The organism is Sphingomonas rustica (assembly GCF_039652585.1).
GTDB classification, from domain to species: domain Bacteria; phylum Pseudomonadota; class Alphaproteobacteria; order Sphingomonadales; family Sphingomonadaceae; genus Sphingomonas; species Sphingomonas rustica.
The window spans coordinates 19,180-42,265 of sequence record NZ_JBDIZK010000012.1; the positions used below are offsets into that span (position 1 = coordinate 19,180).

At 67.2% G+C, this 23,086-nt stretch carries 18 protein-coding genes; 13 read left to right on the forward strand and 5 right to left on the reverse strand.

Annotation, left to right across the window (positions count from 1 at the left end):
- Window positions 1-43: 43 nt before the first annotated feature.
- From TPR58_RS18055 to TPR58_RS18075, 5 genes are all read left to right on the forward strand, one after another.
- Window positions 44-667 carry a helix-turn-helix domain-containing protein gene (locus TPR58_RS18055; protein ID WP_346248134.1) on the forward strand — a complete coding sequence of 208 codons (624 nt, stop codon included), beginning with the start codon at window positions 44-46 and terminating at the stop codon, window positions 665-667.
- 70 nt (window positions 668-737) lie between these two features.
- On the forward strand, window positions 738-1,802 hold the full coding sequence (locus tag TPR58_RS18060; protein WP_346248135.1) for a dipeptidase: 1,065 nt from the start codon (window positions 738-740) through the stop codon (window positions 1,800-1,802).
- Complete coding sequence (locus TPR58_RS18065; protein ID WP_346248136.1) at window positions 1,799-2,758, forward strand: tetratricopeptide repeat protein; 960 nt, start codon at window positions 1,799-1,801, stop codon at window positions 2,756-2,758. Before TPR58_RS18060 ends, TPR58_RS18065 begins: the two co-directional genes overlap by 4 nt.
- A 172-nt stretch (window positions 2,759-2,930) precedes the next feature.
- Window positions 2,931-5,957, forward strand: a complete 3,027-nt coding sequence (locus TPR58_RS18070) for a sensor histidine kinase (RefSeq protein WP_346248137.1) — start codon at window positions 2,931-2,933, stop codon at window positions 5,955-5,957.
- The gene (locus TPR58_RS18075; protein ID WP_346248138.1) at window positions 5,954-6,598 is read left to right on the forward strand and encodes a response regulator; all 645 of its coding nucleotides are present in this window, start codon (window positions 5,954-5,956) and stop codon (window positions 6,596-6,598) included. The genes TPR58_RS18070 and TPR58_RS18075 overlap by 4 nt, the downstream gene beginning before the upstream one ends.
- On the opposite strand, the gene TPR58_RS18080 is transcribed toward TPR58_RS18075, so the two are convergent.
- Window positions 6,585-7,106 carry a winged helix-turn-helix domain-containing protein gene (locus TPR58_RS18080; protein WP_346248139.1) on the reverse strand — a complete coding sequence of 174 codons (522 nt, stop codon included), beginning with the start codon at window positions 7,104-7,106 and terminating at the stop codon, window positions 6,585-6,587. The two genes, TPR58_RS18075 and TPR58_RS18080, sit on opposite strands and share 14 nt — an antisense overlap.
- An 89-nt stretch (window positions 7,107-7,195) precedes the next feature.
- Window positions 7,196-8,170, reverse strand: coding sequence for a proline iminopeptidase-family hydrolase (locus tag TPR58_RS18085; protein ID WP_346248140.1), 975 nt, complete (start codon window positions 8,168-8,170; stop codon window positions 7,196-7,198).
- Window positions 8,171-8,432: 262 nt separating this feature from the next.
- On the opposite strand from TPR58_RS18085, the gene TPR58_RS18090 reads away from it, so the two are divergent.
- From TPR58_RS18090 to TPR58_RS18110, 5 genes are all read left to right on the forward strand, one after another.
- Window positions 8,433-9,347, forward strand: coding sequence for an alpha/beta fold hydrolase (locus TPR58_RS18090; RefSeq protein WP_346248141.1), 915 nt, complete (start codon window positions 8,433-8,435; stop codon window positions 9,345-9,347).
- Window positions 9,348-9,472: 125 nt separating this feature from the next.
- The gene (locus TPR58_RS18095; RefSeq protein WP_346248142.1) at window positions 9,473-10,153 is read left to right on the forward strand and encodes an isochorismatase family protein; all 681 of its coding nucleotides are present in this window, start codon (window positions 9,473-9,475) and stop codon (window positions 10,151-10,153) included.
- A gap of 86 nt (window positions 10,154-10,239) precedes the next feature.
- Window positions 10,240-11,721, forward strand: coding sequence for a serine hydrolase domain-containing protein (locus TPR58_RS18100; RefSeq protein WP_346248143.1), 1,482 nt, complete (start codon window positions 10,240-10,242; stop codon window positions 11,719-11,721).
- Window positions 11,722-11,740: 19 nt separating this feature from the next.
- On the forward strand, window positions 11,741-13,723 hold the full coding sequence (locus TPR58_RS18105) for a serine hydrolase domain-containing protein (RefSeq protein WP_346248144.1): 1,983 nt from the start codon (window positions 11,741-11,743) through the stop codon (window positions 13,721-13,723).
- A gap of 112 nt (window positions 13,724-13,835) precedes the next feature.
- Window positions 13,836-14,834, forward strand: coding sequence for a LacI family DNA-binding transcriptional regulator (locus tag TPR58_RS18110; RefSeq protein ID WP_346248146.1), 999 nt, complete (start codon window positions 13,836-13,838; stop codon window positions 14,832-14,834).
- Here TPR58_RS18110 and TPR58_RS18115 read toward each other — a convergent pair.
- The 3 genes from TPR58_RS18115 to TPR58_RS18125 form a co-directional block, all read right to left on the reverse strand.
- Window positions 14,794-15,999 (reverse strand): MFS transporter, encoded by a 1,206-nt coding sequence (locus TPR58_RS18115; protein ID WP_346248147.1) that lies wholly within the window; start codon window positions 15,997-15,999, stop codon window positions 14,794-14,796. The genes TPR58_RS18110 and TPR58_RS18115 overlap by 41 nt on opposite strands.
- 13 nt (window positions 16,000-16,012) lie before the next feature.
- Window positions 16,013-18,316: a TonB-dependent receptor gene (locus TPR58_RS18120; RefSeq protein WP_346248148.1), complete on the reverse strand. Its 2,304-nt coding sequence runs from the start codon at window positions 18,314-18,316 to the stop codon at window positions 16,013-16,015.
- An 85-nt stretch (window positions 18,317-18,401) separates the two neighbouring features.
- Window positions 18,402-19,490 carry a Gfo/Idh/MocA family protein gene (locus tag TPR58_RS18125; RefSeq protein WP_346248149.1) on the reverse strand — a complete coding sequence of 363 codons (1,089 nt, stop codon included), beginning with the start codon at window positions 19,488-19,490 and terminating at the stop codon, window positions 18,402-18,404.
- Window positions 19,491-19,517: 27 nt separating this feature from the next.
- On the opposite strand from TPR58_RS18125, the gene TPR58_RS18130 reads away from it, so the two are divergent.
- Genes TPR58_RS18130 through TPR58_RS18140 form a run of 3 tightly spaced genes read left to right on the forward strand, consistent with a single transcriptional unit; the run spans window position 19,518 to window position 23,085 of the window.
- Window positions 19,518-20,426: an aldo/keto reductase gene (locus tag TPR58_RS18130; RefSeq protein WP_346248150.1), complete on the forward strand. Its 909-nt coding sequence runs from the start codon at window positions 19,518-19,520 to the stop codon at window positions 20,424-20,426.
- Window positions 20,423-22,018 (forward strand): carboxylesterase/lipase family protein, encoded by a 1,596-nt coding sequence (locus TPR58_RS18135; RefSeq protein WP_346248151.1) that lies wholly within the window; start codon window positions 20,423-20,425, stop codon window positions 22,016-22,018. The genes TPR58_RS18130 and TPR58_RS18135 overlap by 4 nt, the downstream gene beginning before the upstream one ends.
- Window positions 22,015-23,085: an LLM class flavin-dependent oxidoreductase gene (locus TPR58_RS18140; protein WP_346248152.1), complete on the forward strand. Its 1,071-nt coding sequence runs from the start codon at window positions 22,015-22,017 to the stop codon at window positions 23,083-23,085. Before TPR58_RS18135 ends, TPR58_RS18140 begins: the two co-directional genes overlap by 4 nt.
- Window position 23,086: the final 1 nt, after the last annotated feature.

Below are 23,086 nucleotides of genomic sequence, written 5' to 3' on the forward strand. Positions count from 1 at the left end.
AGCCCGGCATCCCGCCCTCCGGAATTTGCACAAGGATTACCACATGCGGGCGACGGACGGAGACGAACCGGAGGTTCTGGGCGCTATTCGTTCGGCCCGGCGGCGCCGGGTGGACTCGTTCCACCTCGGCCGCCGCCTGCGCGAGCTGCGCCGCGAGCGTGGGCTGACGCTGGAGGATGCGGGCCGCCAGACCGGCCTGGCGGCATCGACCCTGTCGAAGATCGAGAACGATCAGATGTCGCCGACCTTCGACGTCGTCCAGAAGCTCGCCTCGGGCTTCGACATCGACATCACCGACCTGTTCGCGACCAATTCGGCGCAGGACGGCACCGGGCGGCGCAGCGTCACCATGGCGGGTGCCGGCCGGCTGATGGAGACCGAGGTCTATCGCCACCGGCTGCTCGCGGCCGAGCTCAAGAACAAGAAGGTCCTGCCGTTCGTCACGACGATCAAGGCGCGCTCGCTCGACGAGTTCACCAGCTGGTCCGAACATGGCGGCGAGGAATTCGTCTATGTCCTCGAAGGCGAGATCTGCTTCCACACCGAACATTATGAATCGGTGACGCTGGGTGTCGGCGACTGCATCTATATCGACAGCAGCATGCAGCATGCCTGCTACTCGACCAGCGAGAAGGATGCGGTCGTGCTGTGGGTCAATACCGGCTGAGTCTCGGCCACTTGCTTTAATTTTTCCGATTAGCTATGAAATTTCCGATAAGATATCGGGAGGGGCTATCGTGGACAGACGGCAGTTTATCGCGTCGGCAACGTCATTCTCGGCGCTGACGCTGGCACGGCCCGCGCTGGCCGCCCGTGCGTCTGGGCGCCCGCTCACTTTCGACGCGATGGGCGAGGTGCGCTTCGAATATGACGCTGCGCTGATCGGCCAGATGCGCGACAGCGGCCTCGACGCGATCACCGTGACCCTGTGCGATCCCAAGGCCTATGAGGGCCAGGCGCGCGAGGACGCGCTGCAGGCGGTACTCGATCACGACGCCCATATCGCGAAGCATCCAAAGCTGTTCATCAAGGCCACCCGGGCCAGCGATATCGACGCCGCGCGCCGGGGCGGCCAGATCGCGCTGTTCTACCTGTTCCAGAACAGCACCCAGTTCGGCCGCGACCTCGACACTGTCGACCTGTTTCACAAACTCGGCGTCCGCTCGGCGCAGATCACCTATAACGACCAGAACTGGGCCGGTTCGGGCTGCAAGGAACTGGGCAGCAACGGCCTGACCCATTTCGGGCGCGAACTCGTCGCGCGGATGAACGATCGCGGCATGCTGATCGACCTGTCGCACGCCAATATGGCGACGATGGCGGATACGATCACCGCGTCGAAGCGGCCGGTGATCGTCTCGCACACCGCCTGCATGGCGGTGCATCGCAACACCCGCAACACGACCGACGCCAATCTCCGCCTCCTCGCCGACAAGGGCGGGGTGGCCGGCATCTGCCAGATGCGCCCGTTCCTGACGACGAAGCGCGATGACGCCCTGCCCGAATATTTCCGTCATATCGATCATGCGGTGAAGCTGATGGGTGCCGACCATGTCGGCATCGGCAGCGACCGCGACCACCGCGTCGTCGAGATGACCGACGCCTATGTCGCCGAACTGAAGCGCGAGGAGGGGGCGAACTTCAACGAGGCCGACTGGCCGCTGTTCATCAACGAACTGAACGGCCCGCGCCGCATGGAAGTCGTCTGGGACGGCGTGCGCAAGCTCGGCTACCCGTCCAGCACGGTCGAGAAGATCATGGGCCTGAATGTACGACGCATCTACCAGGAGGTGATCGGATGAGCCGCTTTCCGCTTCTCGCCGGTGCGGCGACCGCCCTTGCGCTGTCCAGCGTACCCGCATTTGCCCAGGGATCGGCCGACGCCGCCGGTCAGTGCGCGACCAGCCTGATCGGCACGCCGCTGTCGATCCCCGAATTCTCCGCCGCGACGCAGAAGATCCTCGATGAGGATATCGCGATCGCCGCGACGGCGCTGCGCATCGCCCCCGACCGCGAGGACAGCCATATCTGGTATGGCCGCCGCCTCGATTATGCCGGCCGCGTCTGTGAGGCGGTCGACGCCTTCACCGCCGGCATTCGCCGTTTCCCGAACAGCTACAAGCTCTACCGCTTCCGCGCCCGCGATCTGACTCGCGCGCGGCGGTTCGATGCGGCGCTGGCCGATTACGAAAAGGCGCTCGCGCTGATGGGCGACACGCCCGACACCTTCGAGCCCGACGGCGCGCCGAACCCCCTGGGCCTGACGATCAGCACCTATCGCGGCAACATCGTCTATTACCACGCCCAGACCAGCTTCGCGACGGGCGACTATGACACCGTCATTTCGGGCATGGCGAAGTCGCTCGATCTGGCCGCCGATTTCGCCCGCGACGACATGCGCGTGCCCACCGCCTACTGGACCTATCTCGCGCTGCGCAAGACGGGCCGCCACGACGAGGCGCGCCGCGTGATCGACGCGATCGAGCCGGGCCTGAAGCTGATCGAGAACGACTTCTACTATCAGGCCGTGCAGATCATGCAGGGCAAGCTCGACCCGGCGCGCTTCAAGGATACGCGCGACAGTACGATCAAGTTCGCCATCGCGATGGAGCGCCGCTTTGCCGGCGACGAGGCGGGCGCAAAGGCGCTGCTGACCGAAATCGTCCGCGAGAACCCCCAGGGCCATTGGCCATCCGAGGCCGAACTGGCCGATCCCGGCCGCAAATCGGACCGGGGCCAAAGCCGTTCGAAAGGATAGCGCGCGCCGGCTTTCCTTCGGCGGGGTTGCCCAAGCGCGCCTGGCTGATCACTATCCGATGGTGAATGGGGGCGAGTCGGTCCTGCCGGGTGCGCGGGGGAGCCTGCATCGGGCGGGGTCGGTCGCAAAGCGGAGGGGCTGGAGCATGTGGGCGCCTTCTGCTGGCAGGGGCATGTGGTCGTCGATGTTGCGCGTCCCCGTCACAGCCCTGTTGCTGTTCTGCCTGGTCTTTTTCGCTGCCCGTCCTGCTGGCGCGCAATATGCCCGCCTGGGGCTTCCGGGGTTTCAGCACAGCCGCTGGACCACGGACGACGGTGTGCCCCCGACCGGGCTGGGCGCCATGGCCCAAACACCCGACGGCTGGCTGTGGTTCACTTCTGCAGAGGGATTGTATCGCTTCGATGGCGTCACTTTTGAACGGATTGATCCCCCGCCAGGCTCGCCGATGGAGCGGAATTCCCCCTTTGACCTCGTAGTGGCTCCTTCGGGTGAACTCTGGATTTCCTACCGACAAAATGGAGGCTTGGCAGTCTATCGCGATGGCGGCTTACACCCGCTTCCCATGCCCAAAGACTCCCCTGCAATCGGAATGCCCGACCTCCGCGGCACCAACACGGTCTGGGCAATCAACGGGCTGTTTTCGGGATCGCGTCTGTACCAATGGTCTGGTGGCAGGTGGACGCCGGAGGGAAGCGGCCTTTCGCGGGGCTATGTGGATTCGCTGTGTAGGACTTCGGACGGCACATTATGGGCCAGCACGCACGGCGATACTGTCCTCGACGCAACCATCCTGTCGCGGGCACCGACCGCGACGCGCTTCCAAAGCACCCCGATACGGAGATTTGCCCAGCTATCCTGCGCGATCGATCCAACGGGTCGCATGTGGATCGCCGACAAGGGCGGCGTTCGGCTGGTCGCCGGTTCGGACGGCAAGGTCATTCCCGGCGGGACTTCCTTCCCCGCGATCCCGAATGCAGATTCCTCGTCTATCGCGTTCGATGCCGCCGGAGGCATCTGGGGCGGAACCAATGGCGTCGGAATTTTCTACATTCCGGATGCGGACGCGCAAGGGCGTGGGGCAAAGGATCGATTGCAGCTTTTCGACGTCCGGGACGGGCTTACGGCAGACGGCGTCAACGGACTCTTCATCGATCGCGAGAACCATGTCTGGTTCAGCAGCGATGCCGGACTGAACCGATTCCGTCGCTCGATTGCGGTTCGCGAAACACGTGTGCCGGGCAATCTGGGCGAAGGCTATACGCTGCAAGGCGGTGGCGATCAGACCTATGTGGTGACCACCGCCGGCGTCTTCCGGCTGGGAAGCGCGGGTTGGGAAAAGCTTTTCGAACACATGCTGGCCGGGCTCTGCCTCGATAATCAGCACGGGTTTTGGGGCGTGAGGGACCACGAACTCCTTCACGTACGGGACGGCAAGCGTCGTTCGCATCCATTGCCCGAAAACGCGGAATTGAGTGGAAGCTGTGCCCAGGATCGTTTCGGCCGCCTGTGGTTCACCTTATATGAGGGTGGCGCTATATGGTATGACTCAACCGGCTGGCACCGGCCCGACACGCCACTACCACAGGCAATCAGGCCTGATTTCGTTCAGACCCCGACCGGCGGCGTCGCCTATGTCGCTGAAGACTCTCTCGTCAGGCTCGAGGCCGCAGGGGCGTTGCTGACTCCGCTCGAAAAATATGATCTAGGCGAAATATTCCAGATCGCGAGCGGACCGCGCGACATCTTCATCAGCGGCAACAACGCCCTGTTGCGAATCCGCGGCAACCGCATCTCCCGCATCGATGCGCGTCGCTTTCCCTGGGTCGCGCGCCTCCGCGGCATGGTCCAGACCCCGGCTGGCGAGACTTGGCTGAGACGCGCCTTGTGGGTCTCCCGGGTATCGACGGCCGAGTTGGATCGCGCGTTCGAGGATCCGACCGCTCCCTTGAACCGGACCTATTTCGATCTGCAGGACGGTGTGTTCCCCGCGCTCAACCTTACCTTTCCCGGGCCGCAGATCGGCGTGGGAGAGGACGGGCGGATCTGGCTGCCCGATCGTCAGGGGCTGGCCCATATCGATCCCGCGAAGCTGAAAGCCGACCTGGCGCCGCCGCCCGTGGTGATCCGCTCGCTCGTCAGCGGCGGTACGGTCCATCGTGATCCGGCGCGGCTGGTCCTGCCTGCGGGTACCCGCGCGCTCGACATCGGCTATGCCGCGCTCAGCTATGCCGCGCCGCACCGGATCCAGTTCCGATATCAGCTCGAGGGCGTGGACGATGACTGGGTCAGCCCCGGTGGGCGACGACTGGCCTCCTATGCCAATCTGGGTCCCGGTAGCTATCGCTTCCGGGTGCTTGCCGCGAACGGCGACGGCATGTGGAATGACAAGGGTGCCGTACTGGAGTTCGAGATCCCGCCGACATTCCTCCAGAGCTGGCCGTTCAAGCTGCTCTGCGCGCTGGCGGTGGTCCTCCTGCTGTGGATCGCCTACCGGATCAGGCTGCGGACCGTCACCAACCGGATCAAGGGGCGGATGGCCGAACGGGTCGCGGAACGTGAACGGATCGCCCGCGAGCTTCACGACACGCTGCTCCAGGCGGTGCAGTCCCTCACGCTGCGCTTCCAGCTCATCGTGCAGGATCTGGGGATCAAGGGGCCGCCGCGGGTCGCGCTGGAGGCTGCGCTCGACCGTGCCGATCAGGTCATTGCGGAGGGGCGCGACCGCGTTCTCGAACTGAGGACGCAGCAAGAGGGCGGCGACCTGGCGCAGATGCTTGCCGACATCGCGCACCAGCAGGACTTCGGAGCTTCGGCGGTCGTGATCGCAACGGTGGGGACGCCGCGTCGCCTCGATCCGACGATCCAGGACGAGATTGCACGAATTGCCGGCGAAGCGATCTTCAACGTCCGTCGACATGCGCGGGCAAAGCGGATGGCGATCACGATCCGGTACCAGTCGAGCTTCGGCATTTCCGTCGTCGATGACGGCGTGGGCATCGATCCGCAGATCGCCGACAAGGGCAGGGAAGGCCATTTCGGGCTCGGCGGGATGCATGAGCGCGCGTCCAGGCTGAAGGGCAGGCTGACGATCGCGCCCGGTCCGCAAGGCGGCACCATCGTCGAACTGACCGTGCCCGGCCGGATCGCCTATGCGTCCGGTCGGACGTCACGGCTTGCCGGGATCGGGTTCGGGAAATGAGCGTCACGCGATCCATTGCCGCCGAACCCATCCGGATCCTGATCGCCGATGATCATCCGCTGGTCCGCGACGGCATTGCGGCGCTGATCGAGCGCCAGGCCGACATGGTCGTTGTCGGTGAAGCGGCCAGCGGCGAGGAAGCGGTCGATCGGTTCAGCCTGTTGCGGCCCGACGTCACGCTGATGGACGTGCAGATGCCGGGCCGGGGCGGCCTCGATGCGATCGAGACGATCAGGGGCGCATTCCCCGACGCCGTCATCCTGGTGCTGACCACCTATCCGGGCGACGTCCAGGCGGTCCGCGCGATGCGGGCGGGTGCTTCCGGCTATCTGCTGAAGAATGCGGTTCGCAAGGAGTTGACCGATGCGATCCGTGCGGTTCATGCCGGACGCCGCGCGCTCAGCGCCGATATCGCGCATGCGATCGCCGTTCATGCGTTCGAAGACCCGCTGACCCCGCGTGAACTGGCCATTCTGCAGCTGGTGGCCGAGGGTCAGGCCAACCGGCAGATCGCGGCGCATCTCGGGGTATCGACCGACACCATCAAGGCGAATCTGAAGGCGTTGTTCGTCAAGCTGGGGGTCGATGACCGAACCCATGCGGTCACGGTCGCTGTCCGGCGCGGCTTTATTGCCCGTTGATCCCGGTGAAGGGGCGCGCCGTGTCCAGCGACTCCAGGCCCAGATGCTGCAACTCGCGCAGGATGCCGTCCAGCGTATCGAGCAATCCCGCGATCCTCGTCCCGGCGCCGGGTCCGGTGCCGGCGTGGGGGGCGGCGGTTCTCGACAGCGGCCGGACCGGCGCGATGAAGCGATAGCCCCGGCCGACCACCGTCGCGATGAACTGCGGCGCGACGTGGCGTTCGCCCAGCGCCTTGCGCAGGCTCGCCATGTTCACCTTCAAGTTGGTCGATTCGACGAAGGTGGTCGGCCACGCCCGCGCCATCAGGGTCTGCTTGTCGAGCAGTTCGCCGGGCCGCTCGACCAATGCGGTCAGCAGGTCGAGGGCACGGCCACCGATGCGGACCGGCCGGTCCAGCCGCATCAGCGACTGCCGTTCCGGGGTCAGCACGAACTCGCCGAACGCGAAGGCGTGCGGCGCTGCGGTGATGGATCCCGTCGGAACGGACATGGGCAGGGCGATCGGCATCTCGAACCTCCAGAAACCGACCCTTAGCGCGGCGGGTGCAGCCCCGCCCCACGCGCCGGTGTCGCGGTCGCTACCCGATCGGGGGAGCGTCACCCGTCGGCCAGGAAATCCGAGACCAGTGCGTTATAGGCGGCCGGCTGCTCGACCATCGTCATGTGCGAACAGCCCCGCATCACGACCAGCCGGGCCGGACCGGCAATCCCGTCGCGGATCGTCTCGTGACAATCGAGCGTGATCTCGTCGAACTCGCCGGTGGTGATCAGGGTCTTCTGGGTGATCGCGCCCAGCGACCCGCGGCGGTCCCAGTGCCGGATCCTTCCGGTGATGGTGAACTCGTTGGGGCCGTTCAGCACCCGGTAGGCGATCGACTTCGACAGCGCCTCGAAACTGGCCAGCGCGTCCGGCGATGGCGGCGTGCGCAGCACGAACCGGTCATAGAAAAGCTGGGTCAGCGCGGCATATTCGGGCGTCGCCGTCTTCCCCGCCGCCTCCAGCCCTCGCAGCGTTTCGGCGAACCCGCCGGGCATCGAGTCGATCAGCCGAGTCAGTCCCGCCGCCACCTGCGGGACGCTGGCCAGCGCGCCGGCGAGGATCAGCTTCTCGACCCCCGCGCCGCGGCCCTGGCAGAGATACTCGATCGCCTGCAACGTGCCCCAGGAATGGCCGAACAGGATCACCCGGTCCAGCTTCAGCGCCGCCCGGACCGCGTCGATCTCGTCGACCGAGCGCTGGATCGTATACAGGGCTTCGTCCGCCGGCGCGTCGGCCCGGCCGCAGCCGAGCTGGTCGTAGAAGATGACCGGCCGTTCGTCGGCCAGCGCCTTCATCGACAACAGATAATTATGCGCCGCGCCCGGCCCGCCGTGCAGCAGGAGCAGGGGCGTCCCGCCGCCCGATCCGAAGCGCCGCCAGTAGATGTTGCCGCCAGGCACGCGGGCAAAGCCTTCGGCAACGGCAAGGTCGGCGGTCCACGCCGGCGACGTCCCGCCTGCAAGCACAGCGACCATCAGGCCGCCGCCGGCCATCACGCCGCGGCGTGTCCATCCCGTCGTCATTCCCGTCATCGCAACCTCCGTCATCGGTCGCGGGGTCGCGACACCGGGGGCGATCTACGGCGCGTCGGGCGTGGCCGCGAGCGCCATGCCCCTGATTTTACAGGGATTAACCGGGGCCGCGGGAATCCGGATCGAATGTCGCAAGGCCCCAGCCGCCTGATGACATCGCGCGAGGTTTGACGGGGCTTTACCGCGCCTAACCCCATCCCGCCAGGAACCGGCCTAACGTCCTCCCGTCGCTTCTCTTCAACCCAAGGCAACGGAGGACATCATGACAGCACTTCTCGAAAAGGGTTCGACTGTCGGCGCGATCGCTGCGCCGCCGACCATCTTCTATCGTTCCGAAATCATCGACGGCGTGAAGATCTTCTATCGCGAGGCGGGGCCCAGCGACGCGCCGGTGGTGCTCCTGCTGCACGGCTTTCCGACCTCGTCGCACATGTTCCGCAACCTGATGCCCCTGCTCGCCGATCGCTACCGCGTGATCGCGCCGGACTATCCCGGTTATGGCGGCAGCGATGCGCCGGACCACGCAACCTTCGCCTATGGCTTCGCCCATGTGACCGACCTGGTCGATGCGCTGCTCGCCCGCATCGGGGCGACCGAATACACCATGTACGTCATGGATTACGGCGCCCCCATCGGTTACCGCCTCGCGCTGAAGCATCCGGAACGGGTCACGGGCCTGATCGTCCAGAACGGCAATGCCTATGAAGAGGGGCTCCAGCAATTCTGGGACCCGATCAAGGCCTATTGGGCCGACGGCTCGCCGCAGAATCGCGCGGCGCTGGAGCATCTCGTCACGCTGGAGCTGACCAGGTTCCAATATACCGACGGGGTCGCCGACACCTCGCGGATCAGCCCGGACAACTGGATCATCGACCAGGCGCTGCTCGATCGCCCCGGCAACCGGGATATCCAGCTCGACATGCTCCACGATTATGGCACCAACGTCCCGCTCTACCCGCAATTCCAGGCCTTCTTCCGCGACCGCAAGCCGCCGACGCTGATCGTGTGGGGAAAGAACGACGTAATCTTCCCCGAGGTCGGCGCCCATCCCTATCTGCGCGACCTGCCGGATGCCGAACTGCACATCCTCGATACCGGTCACTTCGCGCTGGAGGACAAGCTCGACGAGATGGCGCCGCTGATCCACGACTTTCTCGATCGGACGCTCTGGCAATAACAGGCCGCCGGCGCTTTCCGCGCAATCGAACCGGTTCGGAAAGGGTGCCCGCCCCGGTGGCCCTTTCCGAAGTCGGGCGCGGCGCACGCGACCCCACAAATTCCATCCTGAAAGGAGCCACCGACATGGCTGACACATCGCATCCCAAGTCCAGCGTGCTGCCGACCGGCGGCGGCCAGGCACTGATCGACCCGTCCGACGCGTTGATCCTGCTGCTCGATCACCAGTCCGGCCTGTTCCAGACAGTGAAGGACATCCCGGTGGCCGACCTGCGCCGCAACGTCGAGATGGTCGCCAGGCTCGCGACGCTGCTGGACATTCCGGTCATCACCACCGCCTCGGAGCCCAACGGGACCAATGGCCCGCTGATGCCCGAGATCCACCGCGACGCGCCCCATGCGGTCTATGTTCCGCGAAAGGGTGAGGTGAATGCCTGGGACAATGACGATTTCGTCGCACAGGTCCGCTCCACCGGCCGCAGGACGCTCATCATGGCAGGCGTCTGGACCAGCGTGTGCGTGATGTTTCCCGCACTCGACGCGCGCGCTGCGGGCTATGACGTCTATGCGATCCTCGACGCCTCGGGCGATCCCAGCGAGATGGCGTCGCGGACCTCGCTCGCCCGGTTCGTCCAGGGCGGGGTCAGGCCGATCACGACCAATTCGCTGCTTTCCGAACTGCACCGCACCTGGGCACGTCCGGAGGCCGCCGACCTCGCGCAGCTCTACGCGCTGGCCGCACCCAATTATGGTGCGGTGATCGAAAGCTATGTCCGCGCGCAGGAGGCGGCAAGGCAATCCTCGTGAGCGGGAGCATGTAAGACAGATCATCCGTTGACGTTTCCATTTGGGACGATAGCATCCTGATCAGAAATGATCATAGGGGAGTCGTCGTGGCTGGAAACGTCAACCTGCGCCTTGTCACGCTGGCTGCAGCATTGCTCGCATCGGTGGCATGCTCCGCGACCACTCAAGCGCAGCCAGCCGCCGCCGCCGCCGCATCCCCCCAGCCGCGCACCGACGGCCTCGCCGACTTCGTCGATGGCATCATGGCGCAGCAGATCGCCACGCGCGAAGTAGCCGGGGCGGTGGTCACCGTCGTCCATAATGGCCGCGTGCTGTTCACCCGCGGCTATGGCTTCGCCGATGTCGCCAGGGGCATCCCCGTCGATCCGCAGCAGACCCTGTTCCGCCCCGGATCGGTATCGAAGATGTTCACCTGGACCGCGCTGCTCCAGCAGGTGGAACTCGGGAAGGTCGATCTCGACGCCGATGTGAACACCTATCTCGACTTCACCATCCCGCCGTTCGAGGGCAAGCCGATCCGGGTGCGCGACCTGCTGGCGCATGCGGTGGGGATGAGCGACGTCGCCGACATCATGGCCCCGTCGGTCGACAGGCTGGTGCCCTATCGCGACTGGATGAAGACGCACATTCCCCGGCGGCTGTGGCCTGCGGGGACCGAGGTGTCCTATTCCAACTATGGCGCGGCGCTGGCGGGCTATATCGTCGAGCAGGTGTCGGGCGAGCCGTTCGCCGACTATGTCGAGCGCCACATCTTCCAGCCGCTCGGCATGACCTCGACCAGCTTTCGCGAGCCGCTGCCCGCCGCGCTGATGCCGCGCATGGCCAATGGCTATGAGGTCGCCGACGGTCGCTTCCGGGCAAAGCCGTTCGAACTGTTCAGCAACATCATGCCGGCCGGATCGGGCACCAGCAGCGCGCCCGACATGCAGCGCTTCATGATGATGCTGCTGGGCGGCGGCAGCCTCGGCAAGGTGCGCATCCTGAAGCCCGAATCGGTGCGGCTGCTGATGTCGGATTCGATCGCCAACACGCCGGGCCTGCCGGGCATGGCGCACGGCTTCTTCGTCGTGCGCCAGTCCGGCCCGCGGCTGGTCGGGCATGGCGGCAACACGGTCGATTTCCATTCGAACATGATCCTCGCGCCCGAGGCGGGAGTCGGCTTCTTCGTGTCGGAGACCGGCGGGCAGGGCAGCTATGGCGGTCGCACCGAACTGACCGAAGCGCTGATCGGCAGGCTCTTCCCCCAGTCGCCGGCGCCGCGCATCGCCGCCCCTGCGGACGAGAAGCTCGCATTCGGCGCCTACCGCGTGAACCGCCGCGACCACAGCCTGCCGGTCGACGCCGACGGCGATCTCAAGGTCGCGCCAGCCGGTCCCGATGCCATCACCGTCACTGCCCGGGGGCGGACCAGCAGCTGGGAGCGGATCGGGCCGGGCCTGTTCGAACAGGTGACCGGCGCCCGCGCCGGCGGTCCCTATGAGCGGCTGCGCTTCCACGGGCAGGAGGGGCGCTGGCGCCTCGGCTTCTCGTCCCAGCCGCATGTTGCCTACCATCTCGTCCAGCCCTGAACGACCCGAGAGGACTGTCATGAAGCCGCTACTCGCCCTCGCGCTCGCCTGTTCCCCCGTCATCGCCATGGCCCAGACTGCCCCCACCACAGGCGCCACCGCCGCCGCGGCGGACACCCCCGGCACCACCGATGCCGGTGTCCATTATGTCCAGCCCAAGGACTGGGCGGCCGACCGGCAGGGCAGGGCGATCGTCCTCGCCGCGCCCGAGAAGGACCTGCGCATCGTACTGGTCGATGTCGGCCAGGCGGCGGACGCGGCCGCGGCGGCAACTGCCGCCTGGGCCGCCTATCGCCAGGGCGCGGCGCCTGCGGTCGAGCTCAGCACCGCTGCCCCGGCAGGCGATGGGTGGGACGAGCGGGTGAGCATCGCCTACCGCACCTTGCCTTCGGAACGCGCGATCCGCGCCGCGCTGGCGCTGCGCAAGGGATCGGGCTGGACGGTGATGCTGATCGACGGCGCAGCCGGCACCGCGAACAAGCGCTCGGCGGCGATCTCGGTGGTGCAGCAGGGGCTGCGCCCGACCGGCTTCCAGGTCGAGAGCTTCGCCGGCAAGACCGCGCACCGCCTGACCCCCGAACGCATCGAGCAGCTGCGCCGCTTCGTCGAGCAGAGCGCTGCCGCGCTCGAAGTGCCGGGCGTCGGGCTGGCGCTGATCCAGGACGGCAAGGTCGTCTGGGAAGGCGGCGTCGGCGTGCGCGCGCTCGGCTCGCCCGAAAAGGTCGATGCGCATACCAAGTTCATGATCGCCTCGAACACCAAGGGCCTGACGACCCTGCTTCTCTCGGTCCTGGCGGACGAGGGCAAGCTGCGCTGGGACCAGCCGGTGATCGATCTCTACCCGTCCTTCCGGCTGGGCAGCGACGAGGTGACGCGCTCGGTCCAGGTCAGGCATCTGGTGTGCGCCTGCACCGGCCTGCCGCGCCAGGATTACGGCTTCATCCTGGCCGATGCCGACCGGCCGGCGGCGGAGACGTTCCGCGGGCTTGCGGCCACCCACCCGACCAGCAAGTTCGGCGAGCTGTTCCAGTACAACAACCTGATGGCCTCCGCCGCGGGCTATATCGGCGGAGCGATCGTCCATCCCGAGATGGAGATCGGCGCTGCCTATGACCGGACGATGCAGGAGAAGGTCTTCAGCCCGCTCGGCATGCGCGACAGCAGCTTCGACTATGCCAAGGGGATGGCGGGCAACTGGGCCGCGCCGCACGGGTTCGACATCGACGGGCGGGTGGTCCGCATGTCGAACGACTTCAACTTCGCCGCCCGTCCGCACCGGCCGGCGGGTGCCGCCTTCGCCAGCACCGCCGACATGGTGCGCTATGTCCAGCTCGAACTGTCGGGCGGCGTGCTGCCGAACGGCAAGCGGATGGTGAGCCAGGCCAATCTGTTCGAACGCCGCCGCAAGGGCGTCCAGGTCGGGCCGGACAGCTGGTACGGCATGGGCCTGTTCCAGCGTGAGGCATGGGGCATCCCGGTGGTGACCCATGGCGGCACGCTGGTCGGCTATCATACCACCTGGTTCGCGCTGCCCGAGGCCGGGGTGGGGGCGGTGATCCTGACCAATGCCGATCCTGGCGCCCAGATGCTGGCCCCGTTCCTCCGCCGCCTGGTCGAACTGCTGTATGACGGCCAGCCCCAGGCGGAGCAGGAAGTCGCCGCGGCCGCGCAGCGCGTTCGCGCCGAGGCAAAGGCGAAGCGCGATTCGGTAACCTTCCCCGGCGATCCCGCGGTGCTGGCCGGCCTCGCGCCGCATTATCTGGCGCCCGGCTTCGGCCAGATCACGATCAGCGAGCGGAACGGCGCGAAATGGATGAAGGCCGGCTTCGTCGAAGGACCGATCGCGACCCGCGCCAATGCCGACGGGACGATCTCGATCGTCTCGGCCGGTCCCGGGATCATCACCATCGAGGCGCTGGTCGGCAAGCAGGGCGACAAGCGGACGCTCACCATCAATGACGGCCAGCAGAATGAATATGTCTATGTCGAGGATGGCCGCTGACCGTTCCCGGAGCGCGTAGGAAATTTCCTGCGCCTCCTCGCCGGCTTTGACCCGCGCGCGCGCATCCGCCATTCGTGCGGCGGGAGGAACTGTGCGACCGACGATCAGTGACGTGTCCCGCCTTGCCGGCGTGTCGATCAAGACGGTGTCGCGCGTGCTCAACCGCGAGAAGCGCGTGGCGGAGGCGACGCGCGCGAAGGTGAATGCTGCGGTCGCCTCGCTCAACTATCGCCCCAATGTCGCGGCGCGCACGCTTGCCGGGCATCGCAGCTTCCAGATCGCGCTCGCCTGCGACAATCCCAGCCCCTATTATGTCTATGAAATGCAGTCGGGAATCCGCGACCGCTGCCAGATGGACGGGGTGCGGATGATCGCCCAGCCCTATGATCATGATTCCGAACGGCTGCTCGACGATATCGAGAGCCTGGTCGATGCCTCGGGGGTCGACGGGTTGATCCTGACCCCGCCCGCGACCGATTATCCGGAAGTGCTGGCGCTGATGGCGCGGCGCAACGTCCGCTTCGTCCGCGTGTCGCCCGGCACCGATCTCGACCTGACCGCCTCGGTGTTCATCGACAATGTCGGTGCGGCGACGGCGATGACGCGCCACCTGCTGGCGCTCGGCCATCGCCGGATCGGCTTCATCTCCGGCCATGCCAGCTATGCCACCAGCACCCAGCGGCTGGAGGGCTATCGTAGCGCGCTGGACGATGCCGACATCGCCTTCGATCCGCTGCTGGTGCGGCCGGGCGATTACGACTTCGCCTCGGGTGCCGACGCGACCGAGGCGCTGCTGGCCTTGCGTGATCCGCCCAGCGCGATCTTCGCAGCCAATGACGACATGGCCGCCGGCGCGCTCAGCGTCGCGCATCGCCGCGGCCTGTCGGTGCCGGCGCAGCTGTCGATCGCCGGTTTCGGCGACGATGCGGTGTCGCGCTTCGTCTGGCCGCCGCTGACCACGATCCGCCAGCCGACCCGGACATTGGGCTATCAGGCGGCCGACCTGCTGCTGGCCGGCGAGTTCAAGATCGAGCGGCGCGAGGTACCGTTCGAGCTGGTCCGCCGCGAATCTACCGGGCCGCTGCGATCCGCGGGATCAGCAGCTGGATGAACCCCAACGCCGCCAGATAGCTGAAGGCGCAGATCACCAGCATCGGCGCGTATCCCAGCCCGTTGCCCAGCGACCATGCCGACAGCTGGATCATCCCGATCGATCCCATATTGCCGCAAAAGGCGGCGATGCCGATCGTCGATCCGACCGATCGCGCCGGCATCACGTCGGTGGTCAGCGCGAAGACATTGGTCGAAAAGCCCTGATGCGCGAACAGCCCCAGGCCCAGCACCAGCGCCGCGGTCCACGGGCTCTGCAGCGACAGAACGACCGGCACCGGCAGGATCAGCAGCGCATAGAGCAGCAGCGTGGTCTTGCGCGCCCGGTTCACGCTCCAGCCGCGCGCCATCAGCCAGCTGGGCAGCCAGCCGCCGGTCAGCGCGCCGCACGCCGCCAGCGCATAGACCAGTGCGACCGGCAGCCCCACCGTCCCCTGGGGCAGGCCGAACAGCCGGTGGAACAGGTCGGGCAGCCAGGACAGCATGAAGAACCACACCTGGTCGGACAGCACCTTGGCGATGGCGATCGCCAGCGTGCGGCGATCGCGGAACAGGTCGATCCAGCGGATCGACGGCACGCTGTCGTCCTGCGCGATCGGGGCGGGCATGCGCAGCGCGAACCACGCCACCACCCACACCAGGCCAACGCCGCCGGCGATCAGGAACGCCGCCTTCCACCCGAAGGCGATCGCCACCGCGGGAATGGCGAGCGGCGTGATGATCGCGCCGATATTGGGCGCGGTGTTGCCGATGCCCAGCGCGATCGATCGGTCCTTCGGTCCGAAATAGGTCGCGGCGGTCTTCACCGCCGCCGGGGTGCCGATCGACTCGGCCGCCCCCAGCACGATCCGCGCGCCGATGAAGCCCGAGACGCTGGCGGCAAAGGCATGGGCCATGCCGGCGACGCTCCACACCGCGACGCCCACCGCAAAGCCGATCCGCAACCCGACCCGGTCGATGAACCAGCCGGTGCCCAGGAAGGCGACCGCCGCGGCGAACTGGAACGCCGAAGCCATGTTGCCGTAATCCTGGTCGGACCAGCCGAATTCCAGCTCGAGCGTCGGCTTGAGCAGCGCCAGGATCTGGCGATCGACATAGTTGAGCATGATCGCGAAGAAGACGAGCGCGACGATCGCCCACCGGCCCGCACCTGCACTCCGCGTCATGCGCCGCACGCCATCAGAAGTTCAGCCGGGCGGTGATGCCGGCATAGCGATCCGCCTCGCGCGGGATGATGTAGCGATAGGCGCCGCCGGGCCCGCTGCTGACGATCGATGCCGGGAAGCTGGTGTCGAGCAGGTTCTTGACCTGTGCGGTGATCCGGAACCGGTCGTCGGCGTCGATCAGCGATGCCGACAGGTTGATCAGCGTATAGGCCGGGATCTCGGTCAGCGCGCGAACCGTCGGATTGGCATCGAACTGCCCCGCCTGGCTCGACTGGGTCGAGATCTGCGTGCCCAGCCCGATATCGAACGCGCCGCCGGTGCGGATCCGGTAATCGGCGTTGAACGACCCCTTCCAGCGGATGCCGGCGCCCAGCTGGGTGCCGCTGGGGATCACGCCCGTCACCACGCCGTTGGTCGGCAGCTTGAACTGGTCGACATGCGCGTCGGTATAGGCCAGCCCGCCCGACAGCGACAGGTCGGGGATCGGTCGCGCCAGGAAGTCGAGCTGCGCGCCGCGGGTCGAGACCTCGCCCGCATTGGTGAAGCGGGTGACCAGCACGCCGGCGACCAGATCGGGATTGTTCGCCTGGTAATTGTGATATTTCGCGTACCAGGCGGCAAGGTTCAGCACGAGCCGTCCGTCGAAGAAGCTGTTCTTCAGTCCCAGCTCGAAGCTGTCGGCGGTTTCCGGCTCGACGATGTTGGTGCCGGTCGCGGTCAGGTTGAAGAAGACGTTGTACGCCGGGCCCTTGTAGCCGCGGGCATAGGTGGCATAGGCCATGGAGGTCCGGCTCAGGTCGAGCTGGAGCCCGGCCTTGCCCGAGACATTCTGGTTGCTGGTGCTGTCGGCGAACGGGCCGAAGCTGGGGTTGATGCCGGGGCCGGCGAGCGTCGTCACGCGCTGGTGGAACACGTCGAGATCGTCGATCGTGTAGCGCAGCCCGGCGATGCCGCGAAAGCCCGCGCCGAAGTTCAGCGTCGCCTGGCCGAACAGCGCATAGTTGGTGAAGGTTGATCCGAAATCGGCGGTGCCGCTGGGCCGGGTGACGGTCAGGCCCGGCGTGGTGCACGGCACCAGCACGCCTGCCGCGGGGGCGGGGTTGGCGGTGCAGACGATGTCGTTGCGGGTGAAGATGCGGCGCGAGTCGGCGCGCGAATAGAAGGCACCGACGACATATTCGAGGAACTGGCCGCTGGGCGAGGTCAGCCGCAATTCCTGGCTGAACGTGTTGCCGGTCTGCGGGCCGGTATCGTGCAGCTGGTTCAGCCCGACATAGGCGGCGGGCAGCCAGTCGCCGTCGCGGATCTCCTCATTGTTCCAGTCGCGATAGGCGGTGATCGAGGTCAGCAGGTGGCGCCCCAGCGTCCAGTCGGCCTGAAGCGACACGCCCCAGCCGGTCTCGCGGGTGGCGGTGATCAGGTCCTGGTTGATCGTTCGCGACTTGTTGCCGTTGATGTCGGGCAGCAGCGGGGCCGACGCGCCGGTGGTCGGCGGCGTGCCGATCACCTCGGCGCAGCAATCGTCGCGGCTCTCGCGATAATCGGCGATCAGGGTGAAGCTGAGGTCGGGCGTCGGATCGGCGACGACGATCCCGCGCAGGCCCCAATGGTCGTACCCGTTCACCCGCCGTCCGCCATGGGCGATGTTGCGGATATTGCCTTCCCAATTGCCGTAGAAGCCGGTGACCCGGCTCTTCACCACATCGCCCAGCGGCACGTCGATCGCGCCGCGGACGCGATATTCGTTGCCGCCGGTGAAATAGCTCGCCTCGGCAAAGCCGCCGAAATCATTGCCCGGGCGCTTGGTGACGATGTTGATCACGCCCGCCGACGCGTTCTTGCCGAACAGCGTGCCCTGCGGTCCCGGCAGCACCTCGATCCGCTCGATATCGATCAGGTCGCTGAACGCCTCGCCCGCGCGGCTATAGACCACGCCGTCGACCACGGTGGAGATGGACGGTTCGCCCGCGATCGAGAAGGTCGAGGTGCCGACGCCGCGCAGGAACAGCGACTGGTTTAGCGTCGTCCCCGACTTGCGGAAGTTCATCGTGGGGACGAGATACTGGGCGTTCTCGAGATTGACGCCCGCCTGCGCGGCCAGCGTGTCGCCGGTGACGACCGAGACCGCGATCGGCACATCCTGAAGCCGCTGCTCGCGCTTCTGCGCGGTCACGATGATCTCGGCAGGCGCGTCGCGCTCCTGCTCGGCCTGGCGCCCGGTCGCGGGGGCGTCCTGTGCCCTGGCAGGCACGCTCATCAGGGCGGCCATCGCCGCGCCGACCATCAACCACTGGTTCTTCACGAGCATTCCCCTCATAATCCCTACTCAATCGGTAGGGTTATATAATGTCCCGCGCTGTCACTCATCAGTTTGTCTTTGCTCGAGTCAAGCCCGGCTTCATTCAGAACCCGAGTTCGGCCATTTCCACGACGCGGTTCTCGCGCGCGCTGATCTCGGCGGCGGTGCCGATCGCGACCGCCATCAGCCCGTCGCGCGCGCTCACCTCGACCGGGCCGGCACCGCGAACCGCCGCGTTGAACCGCTGATGCTGGTAGAAGGTCGACCCATGGTGGCTGCCGGCATCCAGCGCCGCCTGGTCGACCTCGACGACATGCCGCTCGACCTGCTTGGCATTGCCGAAGCCGGTGCGCGGGCTGAATACCAGCGCGCCTTCGGGGATCAGTACGTCCAGCCGCGCGCGGTCGCCGACCGCGGTGATCTCTTCCTGGTTCTCGGCTCCGTCGGCGAACATCGACAGGTCGAGCATCGCGCGGACCCCATTGGCGAAGTCGACCACGGTATAGCTGTTGTCGATGATGTCGGGGGCCTCGCCGCCATAACGCTCGTCCAGATGGTTCACGTCCATCGCGCCCGAGCAATAGACGCGCACCGCCTCCGCCCGGACGATCAGGCGCATCAGGTCGAAGAAATGGCAGCATTTCTCGACCATCGTCCCGCCGGTGTTGCGGCTGAACCGGTTCCAGTCGCCGACCTTGGGCAGGAACGGGAAGCGATGCTCGCGGATCGACAGCATCCGTAGCGCGCCGATCCGCCCGTCATGAACCTGTGCGACGAACTCCGCCGCGGGCGGCATGTAGCGATATTCCATCGCGGTCCAGAAGGGGCGGGTCATCGCCTCGGCGCGCTCGATGATCCAGCGCGCATCGTCCAGCGTGGTGGCCAGCGGCTTTTCGCACAGGATCGCGACATCGGCGTCGAACAGCGGTTCGAGCACGGCGCGGTGGGTGTAGTTGGGGCTGGCGACGATCACCGCATCGACGAGGCCGCTGGCGGCCAGCGCCGCACTGTCGGCAAAGGCAGCAACCCCCTCGGCCCGATCGCCCAGCGCGGACCGCGCCCAGGCCAGCGAGGTCTCGACCGGATCGGCGATTGCCGTGACCACCGCGCCCGGCGTGATCGCCAGGTTCTGCAGATGCTCGATGCCCATCATGCCGGTGCCGACCAGCCCGTAACGTACTTGCTCGACCAAGCCAGTATCCCTTATTGCGTGACAGCGATGTCGCAGCTTGATCCTACACCCAAAGCCATTCCCCTCGGCAAGAGCGGAATCCTTGTGCCCCCGATAGCCTGGGGCATGTGGCGCTTCGCCGGCGCCGGAATCGATGAGGGGCGGCGGCTGATCGAGGCCGCGCTGGACGCTGGCGTGACCCTGTTCGACACCGCCGACATCTATGGCTTCGATGGCAGCGGCGGCTTCGGCGATGCCGAGGCGCTGCTGGGACAGGTCTTTGCCGAGTCGCCCGGGCTGCGCGATCGCATGGTGCTGGCCACCAAGGGCGGGATCACGCCGCCGGTGCCTTATGATTCCAGCCCCGCCTATCTCGCCCACGCGCTCGACGCCTCGCTGGCGCGACTGGGCGTCGATCAGGTCGATCTCTACCAGATCCATCGCCCCGACCTCCTGACCCACCCGCAGGAAGCTGCGCGCGCGCTCGAGGATGCGGTGACCGCGGGCAAGGTGCGCGCTGTCGGTGTGTCGAACTACACGCCCGATCAGGTGCGGGCACTGGCGGCGGTCCTGACGATCCCGCTGGCCAGCCATCAGCCCGAATTCTCGCCGCTGCACCTCGATCCGCTGGTGAACGGCGTGTTCGACCAGGCGATGGAACTCGATCTGGCGATCCTCGCCTGGTCGCCGCTGGGCGGCGGGCGACTCGGCGATCCGCAGGATGCCCGCGGCCAGGCGGTTGCGACCGTCCTCGATCGCAAGGCGGCGGAGTCCGGCGCCAGCCGTGCGGCGGTAATCTACAGCTGGATCATGGCGCACCCCGCCCGGCCGATCCCGATCGTCGGCACACAGAAGGTCGAGCGCATTGCCGAGCTTGGCCAGGCGCATGCGATCGCGTGGAGCCGCCAGGACTGGTATGACGTGCTGGTCGCGGCGCGCGGCGAGCGGCTGCCGTGATCCGCGCGATCGTCGCCCTGTTGCTGGCGACGATCGCGTCGCCGGCGCTGGCCGATCCGGTCGCGACCGATCGCGGCTCGGTCGAGGGGGTGACGCTCGATACCGGCGTCCGGGCCTGGCTCGGCATTCCGTTTGCCGCCCCGCCGGTCGGCGACCTGCGCTGGAAGCCGCCCCGGCCGGCGGCGCGCTGGAGCGGCGTTTACCCTGCCACCCGCTTCGCCCCCTCCTGCATGCAGCCGCTGCGCGACCATGGCATCGCCTATTATGTCGGCGACGATCCGATCGCCGAGGATTGTTTGTACCTCAATGTCTGGGCGCCGAAGACCGCGCGCCCCGGCGCGAAGCTGCCGGTCATCGTCTTCATCCATGGCGGCTCGTTCGTCGCGGGATCGGCGCGCAAGCCGCTATATACCGGCGAGACGCTTGCCGCCGACGGCGCGATCGTCGTCGGGATCAACTATCGGCTGGGCGCGCTCGGCTTCATGGCGCACCCCGCGCTGACCGCCGAATCGCCCGACCATGCCTCGGGCAATTACGGCCTGCTCGACCAGATCGCCGCCCTGCGCTGGGTCCAGGCGAACATCGCCGCGTTCGGCGGCGACCCGGGCAGGGTCACGATCATGGGCCAGTCGGCCGGGGCGATCAGCCTGGCGCTGCTCCAGGTCAGCCCCGGCGCGCGCGGGCTGTTCCACCGCATCGTCGCGCTCAGCGGCTCGCCCTATCTGTCCGCCTCCACCGATCGCAGCGCGACGCTGGCCGAAGGCGAGGCGGCGGGCGCCGCCTTCCAGCAAAAGCTGGGCGCGTCCGATCTGGCGGCACTGCGCAGGATGCCGGCCGACCGCATCGTCGCGGCGCAGGGGCCGCTGGCGATGCCGATCATCGACGGGCTCGCGGTGCCGATGGCGCCGGCGGCGGCCTATGCCGCGCATCGCCAGGCCGATGTCCCGCTGCTGATGGGCACGGTGCGCGACGAGGCGCTCGGACCGCTGGGCGCGGCAGCGACGCTGGCCGACTATCGCGCTGCCGTGGCGCGCAGCTTCGGCGACCGCGCCGAAGCCGTGCTGGCGCTGTATCCCGCGAGCGACGACCCGGCGGCGCGCATTGCCGCCCGCGCGCTGGCGCATGACATCGGCTTCTCGACGATGATGCGGAGCTGGGCGCGGATGCAGGCGGCATCGGGCAGGGCGCCGGTCTTCGCCTATTGGTTCGACCGCCGCCATCCCTATGCGCCGGGCGTCGCCTATTCGGATCTCGACCCGGCGACCACCGGGATCAACCATACCGATGACGTCCCGTTCTGGCTCGGCACGTTCGACAGCCTGAACGGACCGCGACGCACCCGCGACTGGGGAGACGAGGACCGTGCGCTGGGCGCGCGGATGCGGGCGGCGGTCATCGCCTTTGCCGCGACGGGCGACCCCAACAACGCTGCGCTCGGCCTGCGCTGGCCGCGATACACCCCGGCGGCCGAACAGATGGTCGGCTTCGGCGACACCGTCCGGCTGCTTGCCTGGCCGGACCGGGACAGGATGGACAGGCTCGCCGCGCTCGGCATTCCCGAGCCGCGGTCCGCCAGGAAGGATATGAAGTGACGACTCCGTGCGAAGTCAGCTGGTTTTCCGCGCTGTGCGATGACGATTATGAATTTCTCGGCGTGCCCGATCCGATGCTCCAGTCGAGCTGGGAGCATTGTCGCGACATCGTGATGCAGGCCGAGAGCGGCGGGTTCGACAATATCCTGCTGCCGTCGGGCTATGCGCTGGGCATCGACACCACCGCCTTCGCCGCGGCGATCGCGCCGATGCTGAAGCGGCTGGCGCTGCTGATGGCGGTGCGCGTCGGCGAAAGCTGGCCGCCCCAGCTGGCGCGTCAGATCGCGACGATCGACCGGATGCTGGGCGGGCGGCTGAACATCAACATCATCTCGTCCGAAATGCCGGGCGAAACGCTAGGGTCGGCGCCGCGCTACGCCCGCACCGTCGAACTGATGCATATCCTGAAGACGCTGCTGAACGGCCAGCCGCTCGACCATCAGGGCGAGCATTGGACGCTGAAGGTCGATCCGCCGCGCATCTCGACCCTGTCGGGCAAGGCGCCCCTGCTCTATTTCGGCGGCCTGTCCCCCGATGCGCGCGAGGCCGCGGCGCAGGGCTGCGACGTCTATCTGATGTGGCCCGATGTCGAGGCGAATGTCGCGGCGATCATCGCCGACATGAAGGACCGTGCCGCGCGTCACGGCCGCACGCTGAAGTTCGGCTACCGCGCGCACGTCATCGTCCGCGACACCGAGGAGGAAGCGCGGCTCTACGCCGATCGCCTGCTGTCGAAGCTCGATGCCGCACGCGGTGCCGAGATCCGGGCGAAGTCGCTCGACTCGCAATCGGCGGGGGTGGCCGCGCAGGCGGCGCTGCGCGAGGGCGCGGCGTCGGACGGCTATGCCGAGGACAATCTGTGGACCGGGATCGGCCGGGCGCGATCGGGCTGCGGCGCGGCGATCGTCGGCGATCCCGACCAGGTGCTGGCAAAGCTGAACCGCTACCGCGAGATGGGCATCGATGCCTTCATCCTGTCGGGCTATCCGCATGCCGCCGAGGCCGACCTGTTCGCGCGCCATGTCCTGCCGCGCATCGATCACGCGCCGCTGGCGTCGGTCGCTTAGG

What these genes read in the sequence shown, in the direction of transcription:
- TPR58_RS18075 (WP_346248138.1), top strand. Translation starts at nt 5,954, where the DNA reads ATGAGCGTCACGCGATCCATTGCCGCCGAACCCATCCGGATCCTGATC.
- TPR58_RS18085 (WP_346248140.1), bottom strand. Translation starts at nt 8,170, where the DNA reads ATGACGGGAATGACGACGGGATGGACACGCCGCGGCGTGATGGCCGGC.
- TPR58_RS18090 (WP_346248141.1), top strand. Translation starts at nt 8,433, where the DNA reads ATGACAGCACTTCTCGAAAAGGGTTCGACTGTCGGCGCGATCGCTGCG.
- TPR58_RS18070 (WP_346248137.1), top strand. Translation starts at nt 2,931, where the DNA reads ATGTGGTCGTCGATGTTGCGCGTCCCCGTCACAGCCCTGTTGCTGTTC.
- TPR58_RS18115 (WP_346248147.1), bottom strand. Translation starts at nt 15,999, where the DNA reads ATGACGCGGAGTGCAGGTGCGGGCCGGTGGGCGATCGTCGCGCTCGTC.
- TPR58_RS18130 (WP_346248150.1), top strand. Translation starts at nt 19,518, where the DNA reads ATGTCGCAGCTTGATCCTACACCCAAAGCCATTCCCCTCGGCAAGAGC.
- TPR58_RS18065 (WP_346248136.1), top strand. Translation starts at nt 1,799, where the DNA reads ATGAGCCGCTTTCCGCTTCTCGCCGGTGCGGCGACCGCCCTTGCGCTG.
- TPR58_RS18055 (WP_346248134.1), top strand. Translation starts at nt 44, where the DNA reads ATGCGGGCGACGGACGGAGACGAACCGGAGGTTCTGGGCGCTATTCGT.
- TPR58_RS18105 (WP_346248144.1), top strand. Translation starts at nt 11,741, where the DNA reads ATGAAGCCGCTACTCGCCCTCGCGCTCGCCTGTTCCCCCGTCATCGCC.
- TPR58_RS18095 (WP_346248142.1), top strand. Translation starts at nt 9,473, where the DNA reads ATGGCTGACACATCGCATCCCAAGTCCAGCGTGCTGCCGACCGGCGGC.
- TPR58_RS18080 (WP_346248139.1), bottom strand. Translation starts at nt 7,106, where the DNA reads ATGCCGATCGCCCTGCCCATGTCCGTTCCGACGGGATCCATCACCGCA.
- TPR58_RS18120 (WP_346248148.1), bottom strand. Translation starts at nt 18,316, where the DNA reads ATGAGGGGAATGCTCGTGAAGAACCAGTGGTTGATGGTCGGCGCGGCG.